Source organism: Streptomyces sp. WAC05292 (assembly GCF_003949955.1).
GTDB classification, from domain to species: Bacteria; Actinomycetota; Actinomycetes; order Streptomycetales; family Streptomycetaceae; genus Streptomyces; species Streptomyces globosus.
Genome location: NZ_RPSE01000071.1, coordinates 1 through 21,956, shown reverse-complemented (window position 1 = coordinate 21,956; position 21,956 = coordinate 1). Strand labels below are relative to the sequence as shown.

The window sequence follows — 21,956 nt, the reverse complement described above, 5'->3', positions numbered from 1 at the left end:
CTCCCGCCCCCGCCCGGCTCAGGGCTGCCCGAAACCACCGGAGAAGACCCCATGCGTCGCTCGTCGTCCCGCACGCTCCGCCTCACCGCGACCCTCGCCGCGGCCGCGACCTCCCTCGGACTGGTCACCCTCACCACCGCGACCCCCGCCCAGGCCGCCGCCATCTGCGGCGGCGACGTGTCCGTCTACGGCACCCTGCCGGACGGGCGCCTCACGTACACGGCGATATCCCCGAACACCGGCGACCGCGTCAAGACGCTGATCGGCGCCAACCTCGGCTTCACACCGAAGGCGATGGCCACCCTCAACTTCAACACGGTCCTCGTGACGTCCACGGCGGGCGAGCTGTACCGCGTCGACATCCAGACCAACGACAACGCCCTGGCGCTGGCCGGCGTGACCAGGATCTGGGAGAGCGGCTGGACCTTCGACAAGATGGTCTACGACGGCGCCGGCCACCTCTACGGTACGGTCGCGGGCCAGCTGCACCGCTACAACGTCTCCCAGGCCAAGCCCGCCGGCCCGGCGCACATCGCCAAGCACGCCGTGATCGACGAGGGCTTCGTCCTCAAGACCCTCGCCGCGGCCGGCGACGACGTCCTCGTCGCCACCACCGCCGACGGCAAGCTGCTCTCATACCAGATCAACGGCGTCGGCGACTGGGAGCGCTCCGAGCTCAAGAGCAGCGGCTGGTCGGCGGTCGACAGCCTCGTCTCGCCCGGCGGCGGCCTCTACTACGGCCGCACCAACGGCGGCATGTACTGGTACCACGACGCCGACCCCACCGACGGCAAGGGCGGCGACATCGCCTACCACTCCGACGACCCGGTCGACGCGAGCGGCTGGACGCAGACCCTGCTCTCCGCGTACGCCAACGACTGCACCTACCAGCCGCCGGCGCCGCCCACCCCGACCCCGTCCACCCGCGGCGGCCAGATCACCCGCACGGAGATCATGAGCCGCGCCGTGAACTGGCTGAACCGCGACATCCCCTACAGCCAGAGCGCGTACGCCTCCGACCCGGACGGCGGCCACTCGTACCGCACGGACTGCTCGGGCTTCATCTCGATGGCCTGGCATGCCGACAGCAGCTACACCACCGCCAGCCTCCCGGGCGTCAGCACCACCATCTCCAAGTCGGACCTCCAGCCGGGGGACGCGCTGAACACGTCGTCCGGGCACGTGGTGCTCTTCGAGAAGTGGGTCGACAAGGCGGCCGGCAAGTTCTCGTACATCCACGAGTCGAACCCGAACGACGACATGATGCGCGGCCAGGACTACCTCAACGGCGGTTCGGACGGCCGCATCGCCGGCCACGCGGCGTCGGGATACGTGGCCCTCCGCTACGACAAGACGATCAACGGCTGACACAGGCACACACGCCGGGGCCCGCGGGACCGCAGCGCACGAGCTGCGCCCCGCGGGCCTCGGCGCGCCAGGCAGCATTAACCCTCAGGTCATTGCAACGCAATGTCCTCCCGCATTGCATTACCGCACACGCTGGATGCAACGATTGCAAGGCAACTACCTGCGAATATAAGTAGTTTCAGCAGTCAGTATCTTGCTGCTTCATTGAACGCAACGTAGCGTTTTGGGTGTCAGAAACAAGAAGACGCGCCCCAACGGAGGACGACACCTTGACGACCACCCCCTCACCCTGGACCGGCACCGTCACCGTCGACGACACCGCACTCGCCGTGGCCGACACCGGCGGCCCCGGCCGCCCCGTGGTCTACCTCAACGGCTGCTTCGCCGACCAGTCGCACTGGCGCCGCGTCATCGCCGACCTCGGCGGCGCCGACTTCCGGCACATCACGTTCGACGCGCGCGCCCGCGGCAAGTCGCAGCGCTCCGCCGACTACACCTTCGAGGCGTGCCTCCGCGACATCGAGGCCGTTCTCGCCGCACGCGCCGTGGACCGGCCGATCCTGGTGGGCTGGTCCTACGGCGCCGCACTCGCCGTCAACTGGGCCGCCCGCAACCCGGGCCGCGCCCAGGGCGTGGTGTCCGTGGACGGAGCGCTGCCGCACGAATGGCTGGACGACGCCGCCCGGGAGAAGATCCGCAAGCTGTTCCGCCGGCTGAGCCCGCTGTTCCCGGTCGCCCGCCGACTCGGCCTGGCGGCCCGCATGAGCGCCGCGCAGCACGCCGAGATCAACATCGAGGCGAACGAACTCTGCGCGCCGGCCGTCCTCAACCCCGTCCTGGACAGCCTGACCCTCCCGGTCCGCTACGTCCTCGCCACCGGCGGCAACCTGGGCGGCGAAGCACAGCTGATGGAGAAGATCCGAGCCGACCTGGCCCCGGCCACCCTCCGCAACCCGAACATCCGCATCGCCGCAAAGGTCCCCAGCAACCACTCGAAGATCCTCCGCCGGGACGCCCCCACGATCGCCCACACCATCCGAGCCCTGGCCGCCACCCCTCACGGCGCGGAAGCCGCTTGAGCAGCGGCGACGCCGCCGGGACGCCTGCCGACCGCATGCCGACGGCCCCGGCGCGGTGTCCGGGGCCGTCAAGTGCGGTACGCCCGCGGCCGATGCCGTGGGCTGTCCCCGTCAGCCGAAGTAGCCGAAGACGTCGACACCACATGGGCGGATCCCCAGCCCAGATTCGCGAGGTCCACCTTCCCGGTGCTCCCCACGGGCACCGTCACGAGGTTGGCCACGGTTCTGCCGGCCGTCCAGTTCAGGTTGGAGGAGTCCGGGCGGGCGGTGGCTGCCGGCCACACCGTCAGGTGGCCGTCGGACTGCGGTTCGGTCACCGTCACGTTCAGCACGACCGCCTTGACCCCGCTCTGCGGGACCCCTCCGCGCCCGGCCACCTGCAGCGGGACCTCGCCGCCCGCCCCGACCGGGCCGGCCCCGGGGCGCCCCAGGCCCGCACGGGTGTCCAGCAGCCGAGCCGGGGAGAGCGCGGTGAAGCGGTCGCCCGCCCTGGCCGCCGCGATCCCGTTGTCGACGACGTGGATGCGCTGGTTGTCGGCGTCGACCCACACGACGGTGGAGCCGGTGCGGTCCACCGCCCAGGAGCGGTGTGGGCGGCGGAAGGACTTCCACTCCTCGCCTCGGGCGAGGGTCCGGACCCGCATGGTGCCCTCGCCGCCGGAGACCTTGATGCCGTCGTGGAAGTCGAGCAGCAGCAGCCGGCCCGTGGACAGGTCCTGGCGTACCAGGTAGCCGTCGCCGAGCAGCCACTCCCGGCCCGAGTACCGATGGTCCCAGCCGGTGCTGTGCACCGGCACGGACAGCGTGTGACGCGTCACCGTGTCGTAGACGCCGCTCGTGCGTACGGTGCCGCCGGAGTCCTGGCATGCCCAGGACACGAAGCGTCCGACGGCCTCGAGCAGCGTGGCCGGGCAGGGGGTCGTGAATCTCCCGCGGTCCGACTCGCCCCGCACGGAGGTGGCGCGGACGGTGGTGTCGCCTTCCTGGGCGGTCCACAGCGTGTCGCCCTGCACGGCGGCGGTGGTCGCCCGGGTCCGGAACACCTCGGTCTGCGTGTCGAGATCGGCGACGAGCACGAGGTGGTTGGAATCCAGGTTGCCGGTCGCGGTCTGCGCGAGAACCAGGTATCGGCCGGAGACGTCCGCGGTCTGCAGGTGTCGGCCCCGGTGCGGAAGGTGCCGGCCCATTCCGTGCTGCCCGCCCGGCGGATGACCGCCTTCTGCCGCTGGGGCGGCTCGTACTCCAGGTACCGGCCGTCCCCGGTTGCCCGGAGGCCGGCGCAGGCGGGGGTGTGCCCGATGCAGTCTCCGATGGCGTGCATGCCGTCGAGGTACTCGGCGGTCTTCACCGGAGTCGGATCGTTCGAGATCCGGTAGCTGCGGTACGCGCCCGTGAGGTCGCCCGGCTGGAAGTGGACGGTGTCGGAGGCGGCCGTGAGCACACCGCCGCCGATCGCCAGGCCGAACACGGTCGCCGGCGCCGGGGGCACGTCGGCCAGCTTCTCGAGCACCGGCGTGCCCGTCCCCCCGTCCACGGTGATCCGGTGGACGGCGGTCTCCGGCTGGGTCCCGTACGCGGGCCTTTTCACACTGCCGACGACAAGGAGCGAGCCGTCCGGCGCGGGCAGGAGCTGGGTGTCGGTGAACTCCATCGGTTCTCCGTACCGGCCGGAGTTCGGGCCCAGGCCCTTGAGCCTGAGCGGGCGGCCCCGGTTGTCACCGGAAACACCCACGGGGGAGTCGGTGGTCACTGGCCTCACCTTCCCGTCGGGCGCGAACTCCAGTGTCGGGTCGGTTGCGACCCAGCCCCCCGCGCGCCGCACCCGCACCGTTCCGTCGTGCACGAACGGAGTGAGGACGGCGCCCTCCGGCAGCGCCACCTTGGCGCGGACCGCCGAGGAGCCGCTGCCCTCGGAGGTCAGCACGGTGTGTTTGAGGACGGCCCCGGCAGCGCCCAAGGTCGCCTGGCCGGCGCCCGGCACCGCGGAGGTGGACCTTGCGTCCGCCCCGGTGTCGAAGTCGTTCCTCGCCGGCGGCCCGGCCCAGGCCCCGTCCGTCGGCGCGCGCTCGCAGCGGGCGGGCAAACTGCCGGTCGCGGTGTACACCGCACCGGGCCGGGCCGCCGAGGCGCCCGCCAAGGTGAAGGTGTCCGTGTCCGGCAAGGACGCCGCCCGGAAGGCCGGCGTGGACGGCGTGCTGCTGTCGGTCGGACGGTCGGACGGCGCAACCCGTGCGGCCGCCGCGAACGTCGAGGTGGACTACAACGCCTTCCGCAACGCCTACGGCGGCGACTACGCGGCCCGCCTGCAGCTGGTGGAGCTCCCCGCGTGTGCGCTGACGACCCCGGACCGCCCGGAATGCCGTACGCAGAAACCCCTCCGGACCCGCAACGACACCCGCTCGGGCAAGCTCACCGCCGAGGTCACGACCCCTGCCGCGGCCGCCCCGGCGGCGAAGTCGGGCGGAGCCGCCATGGCCGCGGGCGCGGGCGCCGCCGGCGCCACCGTGCTCGCGGCGACGGCCGGCACGTCCGGAGCGACGGGCGACTACAAGGCCACCCCGCTCCAGCCTTCCGGCTCCTGGAGCGCCGGCGGGTCCACCGGCGCCTTCTCGTACTCGTACAACATCGGCGTCCCGACCACGCCCGGCGGGCTCGACCCGAAGATCAGCCTGTCGTACAGCTCCCAGTCGGTCGACGGCCGGATGGCCGCCTCCAACGCCCAGGCCTCCTGGATCGGCGACGGCTGGTCCTGGGAGCCCGGCTTCATCGAGCGCAGGTACAAGCCCTGCAACGACGATAAGACCGGCAGCACCCACACGACCAAGGTCGGTGACCTGTGCTGGTTCAACGACAACGCCACGCTGTCGCTGAACGGCAAGTCGACGGAACTCGTCTACGAGCAGGGCAAGGGCTGGCACCCGGCCGCCGACTCGGGCGAGAAGATCGAGAAGCTGACCAACGCCTCCAACGGCGACGACAACGGTGAGCACTGGAAGATCACCACCGTCGACGGCACCCAGTACCACTTCGGCCTGAACCGCCTGCCCGGCTGGAAGGACGCGTCCACGCCGACGACCAACTCGGCCTGGACCGTGCCCGTCTTCGGCAACCACGCGGGCGAGCCCTGCTACAACGCCACCTTCGCGAACGCCCACTGCCGGCAGGCATGGCGCTGGCAGCTCGACTACGTCGTCGCCCCCGGGGGCAGCGCCATGGCGTACTACTGGAAGACCGAGACCAACAACTACGGCCGCAACGTCTCCGAGACGACCGGCAAGGCCACGGTCACCCAGTACATCCGCGGCGGCTGGCTCGATCGCATCGACTACGGCCTGCGCGCCGACGCCGTCTACACCGCCAAGCCCGCGGGTCAGGTCACCTTCGACGTCGACGAGCGCTGCCTGACCGGCTGCTCCACCTTTCGACGAGGCCAACGCCAAGAACTGGCCGGACTCCCCGCAGGACCTCTTCTGCAAGGACGGGTCCACCGAATGCAAGGGCCAGTACTCGCCTACGTTCTGGTCGCGCATGCGCCTGACCGGCATCAACACGAAGATCCTCACCGGCGGCGCGTACCAGGACGTCGACTCCTGGAAGCTGGAGCAGGACTTCCCGCCCTCCGGTGACGGCATCTCACGCGCTCTGTGGCTGAAATCGATCACCCGCACCGGCAAGTCCGGCAGCGGCCCCGACGTGCCCCTGCCGCCCGTCACCTTCGCCGGCGAGCAGCGTCCCAACCGCGTCGACGCCACCGGCGACGGCCTGGCGCCGTTCATCCGGCTCCGCATGTACCAGGTGACCACCGAGACCGGCGGCACCATCGGCGTCACCTACTCCCAGCCGGACTGCACCGCGACCGCGCTGCCCAAGCCGGACGACACGAACACGACGCGCTGCTACCCCGTCAAATGGGCGTGGGAGGGGGACACCTCCAAGGTCGACTGGTTCAACACGTACGTGGCCACGCAGATCGTGGAGGGCGACAACATCGCCGCCTCCCCCGACAAGGTCACCTCCTACACCTACGTAGGCGGCGCCGCCTGGGCGAAGAGCACCGACGAGTTCACCAAGGCCGAGGACCGCGTCCACTCGGTGTCGCGCGGCTACGGACTTGTGCAGACCCGCACCGGCGCGGCTGACGACCCCAAGACACTGACGGAGACACGCTACTTCCGCGGCCTCGACGGCAAGGAGGTCAAGGACTCCGCCGGTGCGGCCGTCACCGACCGGGACGCCTTCGCCGGCACCCCGCGCGAGACCGCGCTCTACAACGGCGACGACACGAGCAAGCTCCTGACGGCCACGTCCGTCACGCCGTGGGTCTCGGCCGCCAGCGCCACCCGCACGCGCACGGGCCTGCCCGACCTGGTCGCCGTCAAGACCGGCACGGAGAAGCAGTCCACCCGCACGACGACCGCCGGCGGCACCCGCACGGTCGAATCGACCAGCCACCACGACGACCTCGGCATGGTGGACTGGGTCTCGGAGACCGGCGACACGGCCAAGACCGGCGACGAGAAGTGCACCACCAGCACCTACGCCCGCAACACGGCCACCTGGATCCTCAACAAGGTCAGCCGCATCACCTCGGTCGCCGCGCCCTGCGGCACGCCCGCGAGCGGCCCCGCCGACACCGTCAGCGACGTCCGCACCTACTTCGACAACGCCGCCCTCGGCAGCGTCCCGGGCAGCGGCCTGATGACCAGGATCGAGAGGATCAACGGCAAGGGCGACGGCTACGACACCGTCTCCAGCGTCCCCTCGACCTGCGGACCGGCGAAGAACGAGCTCTGCTACGACGTCCACGGGCGGCAGCTCGCGTCGGCCGACGCCTACGGCAAGGTCACCACGACCGCCTACACACCGGCCACGGGCGAGGCGCCCACCTCGATGACGGTCACCAACCCGCTGGGCCACACCGTCACCTCCGAGGTGGACCCGCTGCGCTCGCAGCCGGTGAAGGTCACCGACGCAAACGGCAAGGCCACCAGCACGGCCTACGACGCCCTCGGCCGCATGACGAAGGTCTGGCTGCCGAACCGTCCGACGGCCACCTACCCGGAGTCCCCCAGCCGCGTCTTCGAGTACACGATCCGCAACAGCGGCCCGAACGTCACCACGTCGAAGACCCTGACCCACGACCAGAAGTACTCCGTCGTCCACTCCATCCAGGACGGCCTGCTGCGCGAGCGCCAGACGCAGACGCAGTCGCCCGACCTGGCCGGACGCCTCGTCTCGGAGACGTTCTACGACACCCGCGGCCTGGCCTGGCGCAGCTCCGGCACCTACTACGCCGACGGCGCCCCGTCGCCCGACCTGGTGACCGGCGCCGAGACCGCCTACCCGTCGTCCACCGACACCGTCTTCGACGGCGCCGGCCAACCCACGGCGGTCATCGCCAAGAAGTTCGGCACCGAGACCCGCCGCACCACGACCACCTACACCGGCGACACCACCACGGTCGTCCCGCCCGCCGGCGGAGTGGCCACGACCGACGTCACCGACGCCCTCGGCCGCGTCGTCGAGCGCAAGCAGTACACCGACCCCGCGCGCACGGCGTCCCAGTCGACGCACTACGCGTACAACAAGCTGGGGCTGCTGGCGCAGGTCACCGACCCGGGCAACGCCAAGTGGACGTACACCTACGACGTCCGCGGCCGCCAGACCGAGGCGAGCGACCCCGACAAGGGCGTCACCAAGACCGCCTACGACGCCGGGGACCGGGCGACCGACGTCACCGACGCCCGCGGCATCACCGTCCACACCGACTACGACGACCTCGGGCGCCCGGTCGCGACCAAGCAGGGCGCGACCACCCTGACAGCGCACGTCCACGACACCGTCGCCAAGGGACACCCGGCGAAGTCCGTCCGCTACGAGGGCGGCAAGGCGTACGAGTCGGAGATCCTCTCCTACAACGACCTGTACCAGCCGCTCGCCACGACGGTGACCATCCCTTCCACCCCCGACACCGGGGCTCTGGCCGGCACCTACCAGTGGACGAACACGTACAACATCACCGGCCAGCCCCTGACCACCAAGCACCCCGCCATCGGCGGCCTGCCCGCGGAGACGGTCGGCAACACGTACAAGTCGGTCTCCGGCCTCCTCAACAGCATGGGCGCCGGCACCACCCGACTCGTGTCGGCCATGGTGTACGACCACTACGGCCGCACCACCCGCTCCGAGCACGGAGCGCTCGGCCAGCGCCTGTACCGCACGACCGAGTACGACGAGCACACCGGTCAGGTCAACCGCTCCTACACCGACCGCGACACCGCCCCCCAGCGGATCGAGGACACCAAGTACGGCTACAACCCGGCCGGCAGCATCACCTCCATAGCCACGGCCTACGGCCAGGACGCGCTGCGCACGACGGACACCCAGTGCGTCAACCTCGACGCACTGAACCGGATCATGCAGGCGTGGACCAACCAGGGCGAGACCTGCGCGGCCTCCCCGTCGGCGGCGGTCATCGGCGGCGAGGACCCGTACTGGACCTCGTACACCTATGACGCGGTCGGCAACCGCAAGACCGAGACCAAGCGCAAGACGGCCTCGGGCCCGGCGGCCGACATCGTCCGCACCTACCAGGCTCCGACGCCGGGCAAGCACGACCTGCCGAAGGTCACGCAGACCGGAGTCGACCCGCACGAGGAGCTCTTCACCTACGACGCGGCTGGCAACACCAAGACCCGCAAGACCGGCGCGGACACCGAGACGCAGTACCTGGAGTGGGACGCCGAAGGCCACCTGAAGACCCTCAACCAGGGCACCTCCAGCAACTCCTTCGTCTACGACACCACGGGCCAGCGCCTGCTCCGCAAGGACAGCAAGGGCACGACGCTCTACCTGCCGGGCGGCAACGAAGTGCGCCTGGACAAGGCCGGCACGGTGTCGGGCACCCGCTATTACGGCGGCGTGGCGATGCGCGAGGGCGGCAAGCTGACGTACCTCTTCGCCGACCACCACGGCACCGGCACCCTCCAGGTGACCGGTGACGCCGCACAGACGGTGACCCGCCGCAAGACGGGCATCTTCGGCGAGGCCCGCGGCCCGCAGCCGGCGTCGTGGGCCGGCGACAAGGGCTTCGTCGGCGGCACGAAGGACACCGACACCGGCCTCACGCACCTGGGGGCACGCGAGTACGACCCGCTGACCGGCCGCTTCATCTCGGTCGACCCGATCATGGACCTGTCCAGCTCGCAGCAGATGCACGGGTACGTCTACTCGAGCAACAACCCGGTCACCCTCTCCGACCCGTCGGGCCTGATCGAAACGGACTGCCTGAACGGCCACTGCGACGGCCACTACGACCCCCGCGACGACAAGAAGCCGGTCACGGACAAAACCCGCAAGAAGGGGATAACGGGCGGCTACAACAGCCACAACGACTACCGGCAGCCGACGCTGCTGGAAGACGACTACGGCCTCACGATCCGGCTGCCCAAGGAGAAGAAGCAGGTCTTCATCGAGCTGTACATCCAGCACTACCACAAGCAGATCGCCAGATACGACCTCGGATTCTCTGAGCAAGACGACTGGATCAACAAGACGCAGGCGATGATCTACGCCTGCGAAGCGATCAAGTGCGACGAGCTCAGGGACTACGTCATCCAGCACGGCCTCGCCGTCGAAGCCGTGTACGGCCCCTGGGAGGGCCGCAACCTCAACGCCCGGGCAGTGCCGAAGGCGATGCCCGCGAACTACCGCAAGATATCGACGGCCAAGGTGACCGGCTGCCAGTGCTTCCTCGCGGGCACGAAGGTCGAGATGGCCGACGGCACGACCAAGAGCATCGAGGACGTCCAACTCGGCGACGAGGTCAGGGCCACCGACCCGCGCTCCGGCGAAACAGGCAAGCGCCCGGTCACCCGCCTGATCGTCACCGTGAACGACAAGCACTTCAACAAGCTGTCCATTGCGACGCAGGACGGAATCAGCGAACTCACAGCAACCTACGAACACCCCTTCTGGTCACCGTCCGAAAACGCCTGGCTGGAGGCCGCTGACCTCAGGCCAGGCATGACGCTCCAGACGAGCGACGGCACAACGGCCATCCTCACGGCGAACCACCCCTTCACCCAGCACGCAAAGACGTACAACCTCACGGTCGCAGACCTCCACACGTACTATGTGCTGGCGGGACAGACTCCGGTCCTGGTTCACAACTCTAACGGGTGGTGTGGACCTGGCCTGAGAACGGCATCGGAAGCTGGTATCAGCCCGAATGATGCCAAGCGAATTCAGAATGCCGCCGACAAGGCGGGGCAGCCAATAATCGTGGTCGGAAGCCGCGCAAACGGAACCCCCAACCCGACGTCAGACTGGGACTACATCCTGTCTGGCCCGTCCAGAACTCGTCACAGCGTCAAGAATTCGCTGCCAAGAGGGACGGGTGATGGTGAAGGGAGCGGGCGCGGTCGAGACTTCTGGCAAAGCTATAATCCGAACCGCCCCGACTACGCAGAGCTGGATCGGAATAGGCCGTACGTGGTATTCGAGCCCCGGAGCAGGTGAGGACTTGAGAGCGTCAGAGCGCGTCATCAACGAGGTCGCTCAAGGGCTCCGCGCCCTGGACGATGCTGTGGCCTGGTTCTCCTCGTTGGAACAGGCTCAGCAGAAGGCGGTACTGCACGAGGTTGTTCGTTACGCCATGCAGGCCCATGCAACGGTGAACGACGCGAGTGAGGGGCTACCGCGATCAGGCGTCAAGCCGACCATGACCCCGGCAGTGCTGATTGTCCGGGAACCGATTCTCGAACAGATGGGGAAGATCATAAATCTGCCCCCCGGTGAGTACGTGAAAGCATTTCGCGTCCTCGTGTCTACGTTCGCAGTAGCTGACACGCGACGAAGAGAAACGGAGTGCCGAGGAACTTGTAGCCACGCCTGGCACAACCTGTCGTAAGCGCCGACGCCACCGGCGCGCCGAGGGGTAGATTGCCAAGGGTTTCAGAGTTCACTTGGGCGCACATTGGGAGCCCCCGCCGAGTCGGTAATCGGCGGGGGCTCTCGGGCGTTTGACGGCAACGCTGACGGCAACGTCAGCGGACGAGCGTTGCGGCAGGCAGCTCGTCAGGGGGTTCCTCGGCGTGGCCGAGGACGCCGCTCAGGGAGTCGATGGCTTGGCGTTGGAGGCGGAGCCGGACGTGGGCGTAGACGCCGGCGGTGACGCCGATGTGGGAGTGTCCGAGGAGTTCCTTGATGACGACGAGGTCCACGCCCTGCTCCAGGAGAAGGGTCGCCGTCGAGTGTCGGAGGTCGTGGAAGCGGATGCGGCGGAGTCTGGCCCGGTCGAGGAAGCTACGGAAGCGACGGGTGAGGTTGGCAGGGTCGAGAGGTCCACCGGTCGGCGTGGTGAAGACCAGGCCACTGCCCTTCCAGTCCGAGCCGACAGCCTGGCGCTCCATGTCCTGCCGCTCCTTGTGTTCCTTGAGGGAATGGAGGCATTCGGTCGGGAGGGCGATGCGGCGTTCGGATGCTCGGGTCTTGGTGGGCAGATGTGTGAGACCGCCGGTGCGGGTGCGCTGGAGCGAGCGCCGGATGCTGGCCGTTCCGGTGGTGAGGTCGAGGTCTTCCCAGTGGAGGCCGAGGAGTTCGCCCTTGCGGAGGCCAGTGCGGAGGGCGAGTTCGTACAGCGCCTGGAGCCGGTCGGCGCGGGCGGCGTCGAGGAACTGGCGGGCCTCGGCTGCGGTGAAGGGCCGGAAACGCGTCGGCCGGGGTGCGGTGGTCTTGACGTTCCGGGCGACGTTGCGGGGCAGCTCGTCTTCACGAACGGCGTTTTCCAGTGCCGACTTGAGCACCGAGTGCACGTAGGTCACGGTCGAGGGGGACAGCCGCTTCTGGCAGCACTCGCCGATGGCGCAGCACGCCTCCCGCTCGGTGTCCAGGCCTTGGGCGCAGCACTGGCAGGTCGTGCGGAGCCGGTCGAGGAAGGTGCGGACGTCCTTGGCGGTGAGGCGCGCGACCTTCTTGGTGCCGAGTCCGGGGATGAGGTGGAGGCGGACGCAGGCGGCGTATCGGGTGTGAGTGTTCTCGCGAAGCCGGTGAACGGCGACACTGCTGAGCCAGTACGTCAGGTAGTCACCGAGCGTGCTGTCAGCAGTGGCGACCGGCAGCCCGCGGTTGCTGTCGGCGATCTTCTCGGCGAGCTTGTCGGCCGCGTTCTTGCGGGTGGTGCCGTAGACGCGGACGCGTTTGCGGGTGCTGTTGGCGGCGAGGACGTAGCCGGCGGCTTCCCAGCGGCCGTCCTTACGCTGGTAGATGGTTCCTTCGCCGTTGGCGCGGACCTTCTTGCGCTTGGGGGCGGTCATCGGGCGGCCTCTTCCAGGTGGCGCTGGACGTAGTCAGCGAGGGCGTGGGCGGGGATGCGGCGGGCGCGGCCGATGGTCAGGGAGGCGAGGCGGCGGGTGCGCAGGAGGTCGTAGAGGGCGGAGCGGCCGATCTTGAGGCGGGCCATGGCCTCGGGGACGGTGAGGAGTTCGTCGTCACGCACCGGCTGTCACTCCCTGTTCGGGTGTCGGGCCGGCGTGGATGAGTGCGGCGAGGCGTTCGAGGTTGGGGGTGAGGCCGGTGCCGTCGTAGGCCCAGTGGGCGAGGACGAGGGTGGTCGTGGAGGGCGGAGGGGTGTGGCGGCGGTGCCAGGCGGCGCGGGCGGCCCGGAGGGCGCCGAGGGTGGTGGAGTAGGCGCGGGTCTTGGTGGAGAAGTGGCCGCGGAAGCCGAGCATGTGGGCCCACTTGCGCAGGTTGAGGTGCTTGAGGTCGTCGCGGTTGCCGAGGGTCCAGGCGGTGCGGATCATGCGGGCGGCGTGCTCGGGCACGGACTCGAACCAGAGGTCGGTGATCCTCTTCAGACGGTGGTCGAGGGTGCCGGTCGCGGCTTCGGTGCCCTTGGTGGCGTACTTGGCGACGTATCCGGCGACCTTGCCCTCGGTGATCGTGGTCCCGCCCTGGAAGGCGGAGGACCGGATGATCCTGGTGTCGGTCTGCTGGCCAAAGGCGAAGGAGCGGGCGCGGCCGCTGACCTCGGGCCCGTCGATGTGGGCGCGGGTGGCTGCGATCCGGATGGTGTCGGCCAGGAGTTCGGGGGTGGCCCATGCGGGTGGCGGGGTGTAGGGGCCTGCGGGGCCGTCGAGGCGGATCACGGCGTGGAAGTGGATCAGTCCGCGCTGCTGGTATTCGGCGACCTTGGCGTACGAGACGCGGACGGCCTTGGAGAGCAGTCGTTGCGGGACACCGGCTGCGGCGGCGATGGTGCGGCGCAGGTGGAGCATGAAGCGGGCCCACAGGGCGGGGGCGTGGGCGTTCCACAGCACGGCGCCGGTGTAGTCGTAGTGCTCGGGGTCGAGCGGTGTGCCGAGGAGCGGGTCGCCTTTGGTGTGGGTGCGTCCGCAGCGGCAGCGGGCGGAGCCGCCCACGCGTCGCCCGTGGACCGGGCCGTACGAGGGTGCGGTGAGGGTGGCGAAGACGCGGGGGTGGGTGGCGACCTGGTCGGGGATGTTCTTGCCGCCGCGCAGGCCGGTGGCGATGAGGTGGTAGGTGTCCTGGCGGTAGAGCTCGGCGCAGGAGGGGCAGCGGGTGGTGCGGCGGTTGCCGCAGCGGACCAGCAGGTGCCCGGCGGGCAGCTCCTTGGACTTCAGTTCCCGCAGGATCTCGCCGGTGAAGGCGTCGGTCTCGGTGCGCTGCCCTTCGAGCCGGATCGGCTGGGCGCACCCGCCGAGCGAGGACAGCTGCCGTACCAGGCCGAGCAGGTCGCGATACCCGGTGAACGTGGGTAGCGCGGCCGTGGCGGGTTCGGGGCGAGGGATTGTGGCGGTGGGGTCGTGCGGTGGCATGCTGGCGGGACCTCTCTGCGCTGCGGCACACGTGTGCCGTGGATGGAGGGGAGGGAGGCCCCGGCAGGGGCGAGGGTTTGGCGACTACACGCCCTTGCCGGGGATCACTGCGAAGCGGGACCAGGCGGCGGCGGTCACGCGGCCTTGTCCAGGTCGACGCGGTCGGGCAGCTCGCGGACCTTGAGCCCTTCGGCGCACATGAGGTCGTTGATCTGCCAACAGGCTTCGGTGGGCAGGTAGACCGAGCGCAGCCGGACGGGGGTGCGCATGTCGCCGATGGAGGCGATGGAGACGCCCTGGGGCATGGTGCGGTCGGCGGCGGTGATGTCCAGTTCCCGGCCGTCGGGGAAGAGGTGCAGGAAGTCCTCGACGGTGTCGACGCGGTGGCAGATCCGGGCGGACAGGTTGGTGCGCACGGCGGTGGTGAGAACGTCGGCGGAGGGCTTCTGGGTGAGCAGCCACAGCCGTATGCCGAACTTGGCGCCCTGGCTGGCGATGGCCAGCAGCTCGGCCTCGAAGCGTTCGCGGGCCTTGCGGTCGGGGTGCCGGGTGTAGTTCGCCACCTCGTCGATCACCACGAGCAGAAGCGGCAGCTCGGGGCTGAATTCGGTGATGCGGTCGGTGCGGCCGGACCAGAACAGCCGTTCCCGGCGCTGCATCTCCTCGCGCACCCAGCGCAGGATCTCGGTCGGCTCGTCGGGGTGGACGGCGTCGGAGACCTTGTAGGCGGTACGCCACCAGGGCGCGACCGCACCGAGGTTGGGGTCGATCACGATCAGACGCACGTCCCGCATCAGCGAGGCGTAGGCGAGCAGGGTGTTGACGGTGATCGATTTGCCGGAGCGGGTGAGGCCGGCGACGAGGGCGTGGGCGGAGTACGCGAGGTTGAGCTCAATAGGAGTGCCGTCCTCGTCCCAGCCGAGCAGCACGTCATCGGTGGAGACGAACTGCCCCGGTCGGCACACGGGGGCGCCGTCCGGGCCGAGGAGTGGTGAGCGGATCACTGCCTCCAACGGCTCCCGCCGGAAGCCGCGCGCGACGATCACTCCGGGCTTGGGCTGGCTGATCCGGATGCGACGCATTCCCCAGGCATCGCACAGGCCCTCGCCGGCGTCCTGCCAGGCGCTGAGCCCGACCTGCGGCAGGGCATCGGCGGTGACGGTGACGCCGAAGGCGTCGGCGCGGGTGCGCAGGCGTGGCACCAGCACGCGCGGCTTGGTCGGTTGTTCCTGCGGGCCGTACTGCTGGAGCACGGTCGGGGTGGCGTCCTTGACCGCCAAGCCCAGCATCGGGGCGAGTCGCTTCCAGCCCCACCGCATCCGCCGCGCCTGCCGCAGGCTGACCCGGGTCTCGGCATCGGCGCGGTACCAGCGGGTGAAGCAGAACCCGGCCCAGCCCAGCAGCCCGAGGCCGACCACGGCCAGGAGCACGAGCCCGAGGGGGTTGCCGGTCATCAGGCGCCCGCCTTGGCGGTGACGGCGTCGGCGCGCAGGGAGATGCCGTGCCGGTCCTTGCCGTTGATCTCGTTCTCCCAGGCCGACGCGACCAGGCCAGTGAAAACGACGGGCATACCGACCTTCAGGCCCTTGCCGAGGCCCGGCTCCGGGACTTTCACGGTGATCACTTCGGCTCGGCCGTTGAAGGCGAACATCACGTCCACCAGGTGCAGGTGGGCGCCGGTGGCCCGGTCGATCGCGGGCTGCTGGCCTTCGCGGTCCTTGAAGTGCGGCCGGGAGTCGGAGGCCAGGATCAGCATGGCCTGGGACTGGTCGATGGGCATGGTCTTCACGGCAAACCTCCAGGTAGAGGGGGCGAGTCACCCGTGTGGGTGATCGCGTGCCGCAACCATACATCCATTCCATCCGAAGTCCATCCCTATTGAGTTCCATCCGTTCTTGCGGTGGTCCATCCATCAGGCGGCTACCCTGACCCCGTGAGGCCGCTGAGCTGGTGAAACACGACAGTCAGCGGGCGGCCCTTGGCTGGTGGAATCGGACTGGGACCAGGGATGGACATGGCTGCTGCTGACGAAGCGCGCTTGACGTTCGAACGCATCGCGGACGACCTGCGACAGCAGATCCGGGACGGCGAACTGCGTCCGGGTCAGCTCCTGCCGACGCAGAGCCAGCTCATGCAGACCTATAAGGCGTCGAGCCTGACCGTGCAGAAGGCGATCCGGCTTCTCAGGAATGAGGGCTGGGTCATCGCCCGCCAGGGGCGCGGCACATTCGTCACGCGCTCGGCCGACTTCGAGGACGCCTTCGAGAAGGTCGCTGGCGATCTCCAGCAGCAAATCTACTCCGGCGCTCTGGCCCCCGGTGCCAGGCTGCCCGCGCGCGAGGTCCTGGCGGAGCACTACGCGGTGCCGCTCAACGTGGTCACCAACGCCATCGCCCTGCTGGCCGGCAACTTCCTCCTGCGCTACCCCGGCGACCTGCCCGGCGACGAGGTCTACGTACGTGACTGGGACGACCATGGCTTCGCCACCCAGCTCATCCACGGCCGCCTGGTCCGCAAGATCAGGGACGGATCACTCGCCAGGGGAGCCAGGGTCACCGTGGACGACGTGGTCGAAACGATCGGCGGCGACCCGGAATCCGCAGACCAGGCCCTGACCTTCCTCGCCCTGGAGGGCAGGATGAAGAAGGCCCACCAGCGGAACGGCTCAATGGCGTATGCCGTCGTGGGGGGCGAGTTCGGCACAGAGGTGCCGGTAGCGGTGCAGCCGGTGGACGAGTCGGACAAAGCGTCGGCTGCCCCGCAGAAGGAGTTCCCGGCGGCGGCCGGAGTAGCGGATCTCGCCTACAAGCTCGAACGCGCCCTGGAGCGGATCGAGGAGCTGGAGGAGCGCGTCGAACGCCTCGAAGGCCGCGACGCCAAGTGAAGCGGACACGTGAACGACAGCGTCCCCGAAGGCCGCAGGCTGGCTTTCGAGGACGCTTCGCGTGGATCGGTCAGGGCTGGTACTCGTAGCCGATCGTGAACCGAGGCGGCAGACACCACTCCCCGTACTCGATGATCCCCTCCGCGTCCGACCAGCGGTGCGCGCCGGCCAGGATCGGGGAACCGACCGGCAGCCCCAGGGCGCTCGCCTCTCGGGCGTCGGCGGGGCGGGCGTGCATGTCGTCGCGGGCGTGGGTGATCGTGCGCCCGGTGGCTTCCAGCACCCGGGCGGACAGTCCGTGATTGCGGCCCGGGGCGGTGTTCAACAGGTCCGGCACGAGGGCGGCGAACGGGGCCGGGTACCAGGTCACGGCGAACACGGTCCGGGTCTTGCCCCGGCCCGCCAGCCACTCGCGCCGCACCACCTGATCCCCGGTCTCCAGGTCGAAGATCTCCGCCACGTACAGCGGCGGGACGATCAACTCGGCCGCCGTCACCCGGCTCGTCTCACCCTCTGCCAGGAACGACTTCACCCGCTGGACCCGAGCCAGCCGGTCCCGCGCCGACAGCGTCCAGCGCGGGTCATCGGCGACGTAGGTACCCCTGGGGGTGGTGCGGATGAAGTTCTCCACCTGGAGCGCCTGCAAGGCCCGCGAGACCGTGGCGGCCGCGGCCTGCCACTGGCCGGCGATCTCCCGGTTCGTCGGCAGCTTGGCGCCCGGCTCAAGCTCTCCCGACAGGATGCGCTCCCGGAAGTGATCCGCGATCTTCGTGAACGTCTTGGGACTGGGCATAAGGCGTGCCCCTCCGTTGAGTTGACGTGATGTCAGTGAGAGCACACTAGTGCACTGCGAACCGTAGCGGGAGTGCTTCGGCCACTCGAATACTGAACTAGAGCACCGACCTGTCAAGAGGTCGGCCATGTGACGTTCGAGAGGTGGCAATGTGCATGAGGGAGCCGACCAGGTACTCGACCCCGCCGGTCGAACTCCCCTTGCGCTTGGAGCCGGAGCCTGCACCCGTTGAAGGCTGCGCAGGCTGTGCCGAGCTGGCCAACGTGCGCGACCGGGCCCGCGCGGTCGGCGACATGACCACCGTCAGCGACTGCAACGTCTACATGCGACGCCACCCGGAGGGCCACCAGTGAGCCCCCGCGCCGTCTACCGGCACATCCCCCACACCATCCGCCACGCACCCGAAGGCGGCATCACCTACGAGGCGTTCTGCGCCGCGCCCGACTGCGGAGCCGAATCCGGACCCCATTCCGAGCAGGAAGCCGCACAGGACTGGGCACTCCGCCACACCGGACGCACCGGCCACGACCTGTTCAGACGCGTCTTCACCGACCACGCCAAGGTCACCCGGGCCGAATAGAACCACCACCGCCAGCCTGAACAGGACCCACACCCCACAGGCCATCGCACCAGGCCAGCAGCCAGCCGGACGCTCGGCCACCGACCACTGCGTACCGCCGAAGCAGGGTGCGTCCAAACTTTCTCTACGTCTTCAAGGCGACCCGCTGACGCGGGTCGCGCGCGGCACGGGCGCCCACCCGGCCCGCTCTCGGCTCCGCCACCGCGGGCCGGCCAGCGACCAGGCCGCGCAGAGACAGCACAGCGGACGACCGGAAGCGCAGGAGAAGCCGGACGCGCCCGCACAGCGAACGCCAGGCCGACGGCGAGGCGACGGCGGGGAGTTGGCTGAGCCGAAGGCCCGGATGTGGGGCCGGTCGGCTCCATGGGCTTTACCCACCTCCCCGGGCCGGGACCCGCGTCGGGCAAGGCCAGGGGGCCACTCGTTCAAATTCCGGGCAGGTCTAAAGCCTGCCCGAGTTGCCTGGCCAGCGTACGGCCCCCTGACCATGCCCGACCCCAACCCGGGCAGGACACCGGCCAAAGCCCACTCCACCGCCCTCAGGCGCGCAGTCGTCTGACGGCAACGCCGACGGCAACAGGGGCGCACAGCACGACACTTCCACGCACACCTACGGACCGGCCGGAATTCGCTGACCAGCGAAAATGCAGGTGACGGCCGCCCGGCGAGCACACGTACTATGTGCTGGCAGGGGTCACGCCGGTACTTGTTCATAACAGCAACTGCGGCATTGATGACACAACAACGCTGTATCGATTCGGAAATGGCCCCGAAACGCAGGAGAAGCTAGCGGAAGATTCCGCTCACGCTGAGCGGAAAGATTTCCCCCACGGGATTTCAACATCAACGAGGCTGCCTCCGAAGTTTAAAGAATCTGGAGAGTATCGTTCGACAACGGTCGGTTCGCTGAGGGAGAGGGGATTCAAAGTGGAGCAGACGGGAAATAATAAGGCGCATCACACGGTTCATCTACCAAAGCCGGTGACGCATCGGGTGGCAGACTCGCTGAATGAGGCATTCGAGAGTCCGCGATGAACGACCGAGCTGCCGCGGCATGCGCAGTATTCCTGGATCCTTCGACTGGCCTCGCAGACAGAATTGCCGCGCTAATCGAACTGTCAGCCCTGGATTCCGAACGAGCCATTCAGGTTGCAGTCAGTGTGACTGAAAATCCGGATGAGCCTCCAAGCGTCTTGGTTGCTGTAGGGAAAGAGATTGCCCGAATCGCTTCAAAAACTCGATGGCTCACAGAGTTTGAGGTCAGGAACATGAGCGACGTGGCCTTCGATGCTTATTGTGACCATCTCACGTGAATCTGGTTTGCGGTACTGGCTGCCTTGATCGAACATTTGGTCTCTTGGCTGCATGGGAAAGGTCCTACGCGCACCCCACGTACGCGGTGGGTAGGGGTCTGACTCGCCTCGACCGCGCCGATACGGTCTGACGGTGAGAGACAGTAATGGCGGCGAACATTCCCGGTGTTCGCCGCCATTGCTACGTTTGGCCCAAGTGTCACCTGGCCAGAAATTTTTTCCGCACCCCGAGCTGGCTGCATAGGCGGAGGCTAGGCTGTCCCGTAACTGCTGGTCAAAGGTGAGATGTTCTTAGTTGGCAGGTGTGATCACGGGGTAGGAGCCTCCTGAATAGCCCCGCTCCCCCGGCTGAGTCCGCGCTGTTTCGGGAAGCTTGTGACTGTGTTGCAGCGGGAGGGTGCGGACGCGGTCCGCAAGGGACAGCCGTGGAGCCTTCCGCTGGAGGACGGGCACTGCTGGTCGCGGCGTATTCGCGCACAAACTTGACGATGCGCCAGCTGGTCGTGCCTTCGGCGTATCCAATATCGGCGGCGGACCGGATCATCGACCACCTAAGGACTGTCCCGTATAAGGCTGTGAGCTGGTAGGTCGGCTGGCGGTACTGTCGGCCGATGGAGTCTGAGAAGCCGAACGGGTGCCCGCTTCACGGCGACGGGGCGGCTGCCCAGGGTCTCGCGGGGCGCCTGCTCACGGAGGTCCTCGCTTCGCGGCACGTGTATGGCGGCGGTGATCTCGCGGGGCCGCTGGACGTGTGGCTGATCGATGACCGGGGTGCAACCGTTCACGTCACGACTGGATCGGACGGGTGCCTGATCGTCGAGGAGTCGGAGCCCCACACGGGCTACGACATGGGCGACTCGGGACGCGTCACTGTGGGAGCGATCGGCAACGAGACACCGTTCGCAGATCACATCGGGGAAAGCATTCTGGCGGTGCGGGAAGAGCACGAACCGAACACTGGACGCGTTGCTCTGGAGCTCTCATTCCCCAGAGGGCGCGTCCGCTGCGAGAGTTGGGCGGGGGACCTCCGTCTGACCCTGATGTGATGATCTTGCTGTGGCTGGTGTGATCACGGCGTCGGAGCCGTCCTGGATAGCCCCGTTCACCGGGCTGAGCCCGAGGCAGTTCGGGAAGCTGGTGACGGTGCTGCGGCGCCAGGGTGCGGACGCGGTCCGCAGGGGCCGGCCGTGGAGCCTTCCGCTGGAGGACCGGGCCCTGCTGGTCGCGGCCTACTGGCGCACGAACCTGACCATGCGGCAGCTCGCTCCGCTGTTCGGGGTGTCGAAGTCGGCGGCGGACCGGATCATCGACCACCTCGGGCCGATGCTCGCGCTCCAGCCCCGCAAACGCTTCGCCAAGGACGCCGTGCTCATCGTGGACGGCACCCTGGTCCCCACCCGCGACCACACCATCGCCGAGCGGTCGAAGAACTACCGGTACTCCACCAACCACCAGGTCGTCATCGACGCCGACACCCGCCTGATCGTCGTGGTCGGCCGGCCGCTCGCCGGGAACCGCAACGACTGCAAGGCATGGGAAGAATCCGGCGCCAAGGCCGCCGTCGGCAAGACCCTCACGATCGCCGACGGCGGCTACCCGGGCACCGGACTCGTCATCCCGCACCGCCGGCAGCGCGGCCAGACCGAACTGCCGGACTGGAAGGAGGAACACAACAAGTCCCACAAGCAGGTCCGGGCCCGGGTCGAGCACGTCTTCGCCCGCATGAAGACCTGGAAGATCCTCCGCGACTGCCGCCTCAAGGGCGACGGCGTCCACCACGCCATGCTCGGCATCGCCCGGATGCACAACCTCGCCCTCGCCGGATAGGCAAGCGGGCCGCACGGCGGCCCACCACGCTTGAGACGGCCAGAAGATCATTTACGGGACAGCCCTTACGAGCTCGTGCATGGTTGGTGGTGGCACGTCGAAAGGTGCAGGTCGGCGCGGTGGTCACCGTGGCTGACGGGCCCCGCGGGTGGCGGTCTGCTGGTGTGAGAGCAGTCCGGCGATGGCTTGGATCGTGTCACTCATCTGCTCGCGTCGGCCGAGGTGGCGAGCGAGTGCCCGCCAGTTCTTGAGGTGTGCGATGCCGTGCTCGACTC

General features: G+C 68.8%; 17 protein-coding genes and 1 pseudogene. 11 read left to right on the top strand and 7 right to left on the bottom strand.

Translation table 11 applies throughout. The features are described 5' to 3' along the window. The first annotated feature begins 51 nt into the window (after positions 1-51). Positions 52-1,368, top strand: coding sequence for a hypothetical protein (locus tag EF903_RS11270; RefSeq protein ID WP_125543064.1), 1,317 nt, complete (start codon positions 52-54; stop codon positions 1,366-1,368). A 269-nt stretch (positions 1,369-1,637) separates the two neighbouring features. After that, the gene (locus EF903_RS11265) at positions 1,638-2,447 is read left to right on the top strand and encodes an alpha/beta fold hydrolase (protein WP_125543063.1); all 810 of its coding nucleotides are present in this window, start codon (positions 1,638-1,640) and stop codon (positions 2,445-2,447) included. A gap of 68 nt (positions 2,448-2,515) precedes the next feature. Here EF903_RS11265 and EF903_RS11260 read toward each other — a convergent pair whose 3' ends face one another. After that, positions 2,516-3,634 carry a hypothetical protein gene (locus tag EF903_RS11260; protein ID WP_125543062.1) on the bottom strand — a complete coding sequence of 373 codons (1,119 nt, stop codon included), beginning with the start codon at positions 3,632-3,634 and terminating at the stop codon, positions 2,516-2,518. Between the two features lie 663 nt (positions 3,635-4,297). Here EF903_RS11260 and EF903_RS34705 point away from each other — a divergent pair. Genes EF903_RS34705 through EF903_RS36080 form a run of 3 tightly spaced genes read left to right on the top strand, consistent with a single transcriptional unit; the run spans position 4,298 to position 11,358 of the window. Next, positions 4,298-6,073 (top strand): hypothetical protein, encoded by a 1,776-nt coding sequence (locus EF903_RS34705; RefSeq protein ID WP_221888732.1) that lies wholly within the window; start codon positions 4,298-4,300, stop codon positions 6,071-6,073. After that, positions 5,976-10,967, top strand: a complete 4,992-nt coding sequence (locus tag EF903_RS11255) for a polymorphic toxin-type HINT domain-containing protein (protein WP_221888731.1) — start codon at positions 5,976-5,978, stop codon at positions 10,965-10,967. Before EF903_RS34705 ends, EF903_RS11255 begins: the two co-directional genes overlap by 98 nt. Beyond that, positions 10,849-11,358 carry a DUF5958 family protein gene (locus EF903_RS36080; RefSeq protein WP_366822407.1) on the top strand — a complete coding sequence of 170 codons (510 nt, stop codon included), beginning with the start codon at positions 10,849-10,851 and terminating at the stop codon, positions 11,356-11,358. The genes EF903_RS11255 and EF903_RS36080 overlap by 119 nt, the downstream gene beginning before the upstream one ends. Before the next feature lie 136 nt (positions 11,359-11,494). On the opposite strand, the gene EF903_RS11250 is transcribed toward EF903_RS36080, so the two are convergent. The 5 genes from EF903_RS11250 to EF903_RS11230 all read right to left on the bottom strand — a co-directional run bounded on the left by EF903_RS11250 (position 11,495) and on the right by EF903_RS11230 (position 16,064). Further along, the gene (locus tag EF903_RS11250) at positions 11,495-12,763 is read right to left on the bottom strand and encodes a site-specific integrase (protein WP_125543061.1); all 1,269 of its coding nucleotides are present in this window, start codon (positions 12,761-12,763) and stop codon (positions 11,495-11,497) included. Next, a complete protein-coding gene (locus EF903_RS11245; RefSeq protein ID WP_125543060.1) occupies positions 12,760-12,945 on the bottom strand; it encodes a helix-turn-helix domain-containing protein in 186 nt (61 codons plus the stop codon). The genes EF903_RS11250 and EF903_RS11245 overlap by 4 nt, the downstream gene beginning before the upstream one ends. Further along, positions 12,938-14,284 (bottom strand): replication initiator, encoded by a 1,347-nt coding sequence (locus EF903_RS11240; RefSeq protein ID WP_125543059.1) that lies wholly within the window; start codon positions 14,282-14,284, stop codon positions 12,938-12,940. Before EF903_RS11240 ends, EF903_RS11245 begins: the two co-directional genes overlap by 8 nt. 134 nt (positions 14,285-14,418) lie before the next feature. After that, entirely contained in the window at positions 14,419-15,738 is a 1,320-nt protein-coding gene (locus EF903_RS11235) for an FtsK/SpoIIIE domain-containing protein (RefSeq protein ID WP_125543058.1), read from the bottom strand. Next, the gene (locus tag EF903_RS11230) at positions 15,738-16,064 is read right to left on the bottom strand and encodes a hypothetical protein (RefSeq protein WP_260615079.1); all 327 of its coding nucleotides are present in this window, start codon (positions 16,062-16,064) and stop codon (positions 15,738-15,740) included. Before EF903_RS11230 ends, EF903_RS11235 begins: the two co-directional genes overlap by 1 nt. 234 nt (positions 16,065-16,298) lie before the next feature. Between EF903_RS11230 and EF903_RS11225 the strand changes: the two genes are divergently transcribed. Further along, the gene (locus tag EF903_RS11225; protein ID WP_260615078.1) at positions 16,299-17,168 is read left to right on the top strand and encodes a GntR family transcriptional regulator; all 870 of its coding nucleotides are present in this window, start codon (positions 16,299-16,301) and stop codon (positions 17,166-17,168) included. Positions 17,169-17,238: 70 nt separating this feature from the next. On the opposite strand, the gene EF903_RS11220 is transcribed toward EF903_RS11225, so the two are convergent. Next, on the bottom strand, positions 17,239-17,961 hold the full coding sequence (locus EF903_RS11220) for a GntR family transcriptional regulator (protein WP_125543056.1): 723 nt from the start codon (positions 17,959-17,961) through the stop codon (positions 17,239-17,241). 155 nt (positions 17,962-18,116) lie between these two features. Here EF903_RS11220 and EF903_RS11215 point away from each other — a divergent pair, with 155 nt between their 5' ends. From EF903_RS11215 to EF903_RS11195, 5 genes and pseudogenes are all read left to right on the top strand, one after another. After that, positions 18,117-18,314 carry a hypothetical protein gene (locus EF903_RS11215; RefSeq protein WP_125543055.1) on the top strand — a complete coding sequence of 66 codons (198 nt, stop codon included), beginning with the start codon at positions 18,117-18,119 and terminating at the stop codon, positions 18,312-18,314. Further along, a complete protein-coding gene (locus tag EF903_RS11210) occupies positions 18,311-18,541 on the top strand; it encodes a hypothetical protein (RefSeq protein WP_125543054.1) in 231 nt (76 codons plus the stop codon). Before EF903_RS11215 ends, EF903_RS11210 begins: the two co-directional genes overlap by 4 nt. 1,643 nt (positions 18,542-20,184) lie before the next feature. Then, a pseudogene (locus EF903_RS11205) lies at positions 20,185-20,408 on the top strand (IS5/IS1182 family transposase); the annotation flags it as partial. Between the two features lie 57 nt (positions 20,409-20,465). Continuing rightward, positions 20,466-20,900 (top strand): hypothetical protein, encoded by a 435-nt coding sequence (locus EF903_RS11200; RefSeq protein WP_125543053.1) that lies wholly within the window; start codon positions 20,466-20,468, stop codon positions 20,898-20,900. Positions 20,901-20,910: 10 nt separating this feature from the next. Further along, a complete protein-coding gene (locus EF903_RS11195) occupies positions 20,911-21,681 on the top strand; it encodes a transposase (RefSeq protein WP_125543052.1) in 771 nt (256 codons plus the stop codon). Positions 21,682-21,956 lie beyond the last annotated feature (275 nt).

Excerpts from the sequence above, each read along its gene's own strand:
- EF903_RS11270 (WP_125543064.1), top strand. The coding sequence starts at position 52 with ATGCGTCGCTCGTCGTCCCGCACGCTCCGCCTCACCGCGACCCTCGCC.
- EF903_RS11260 (WP_125543062.1), bottom strand. The coding sequence starts at position 3,634 with ATGGGCCGGCACCTTCCGCACCGGGGCCGACACCTGCAGACCGCGGAC.
- EF903_RS11255 (WP_221888731.1), top strand. The coding sequence starts at position 5,976 with ATGCGCCTGACCGGCATCAACACGAAGATCCTCACCGGCGGCGCGTAC.
- EF903_RS36080 (WP_366822407.1), top strand. The coding sequence starts at position 10,849 with ATGGTGAAGGGAGCGGGCGCGGTCGAGACTTCTGGCAAAGCTATAATC.
- EF903_RS11250 (WP_125543061.1), bottom strand. The coding sequence starts at position 12,763 with ATGACCGCCCCCAAGCGCAAGAAGGTCCGCGCCAACGGCGAAGGAACC.
- EF903_RS11240 (WP_125543059.1), bottom strand. The coding sequence starts at position 14,284 with ATGCCACCGCACGACCCCACCGCCACAATCCCTCGCCCCGAACCCGCC.
- EF903_RS11235 (WP_125543058.1), bottom strand. The coding sequence starts at position 15,738 with ATGACCGGCAACCCCCTCGGGCTCGTGCTCCTGGCCGTGGTCGGCCTC.
- EF903_RS11230 (WP_260615079.1), bottom strand. The coding sequence starts at position 16,064 with ATGCCCATCGACCAGTCCCAGGCCATGCTGATCCTGGCCTCCGACTCC.
- EF903_RS11225 (WP_260615078.1), top strand. The coding sequence starts at position 16,299 with ATGGCTGCTGCTGACGAAGCGCGCTTGACGTTCGAACGCATCGCGGAC.
- EF903_RS11220 (WP_125543056.1), bottom strand. The coding sequence starts at position 17,961 with ATGCCCAGTCCCAAGACGTTCACGAAGATCGCGGATCACTTCCGGGAG.
- EF903_RS11215 (WP_125543055.1), top strand. The coding sequence starts at position 18,117 with ATGAGGGAGCCGACCAGGTACTCGACCCCGCCGGTCGAACTCCCCTTG.
- EF903_RS11200 (WP_125543053.1), top strand. The coding sequence starts at position 20,466 with ATGGAGTCTGAGAAGCCGAACGGGTGCCCGCTTCACGGCGACGGGGCG.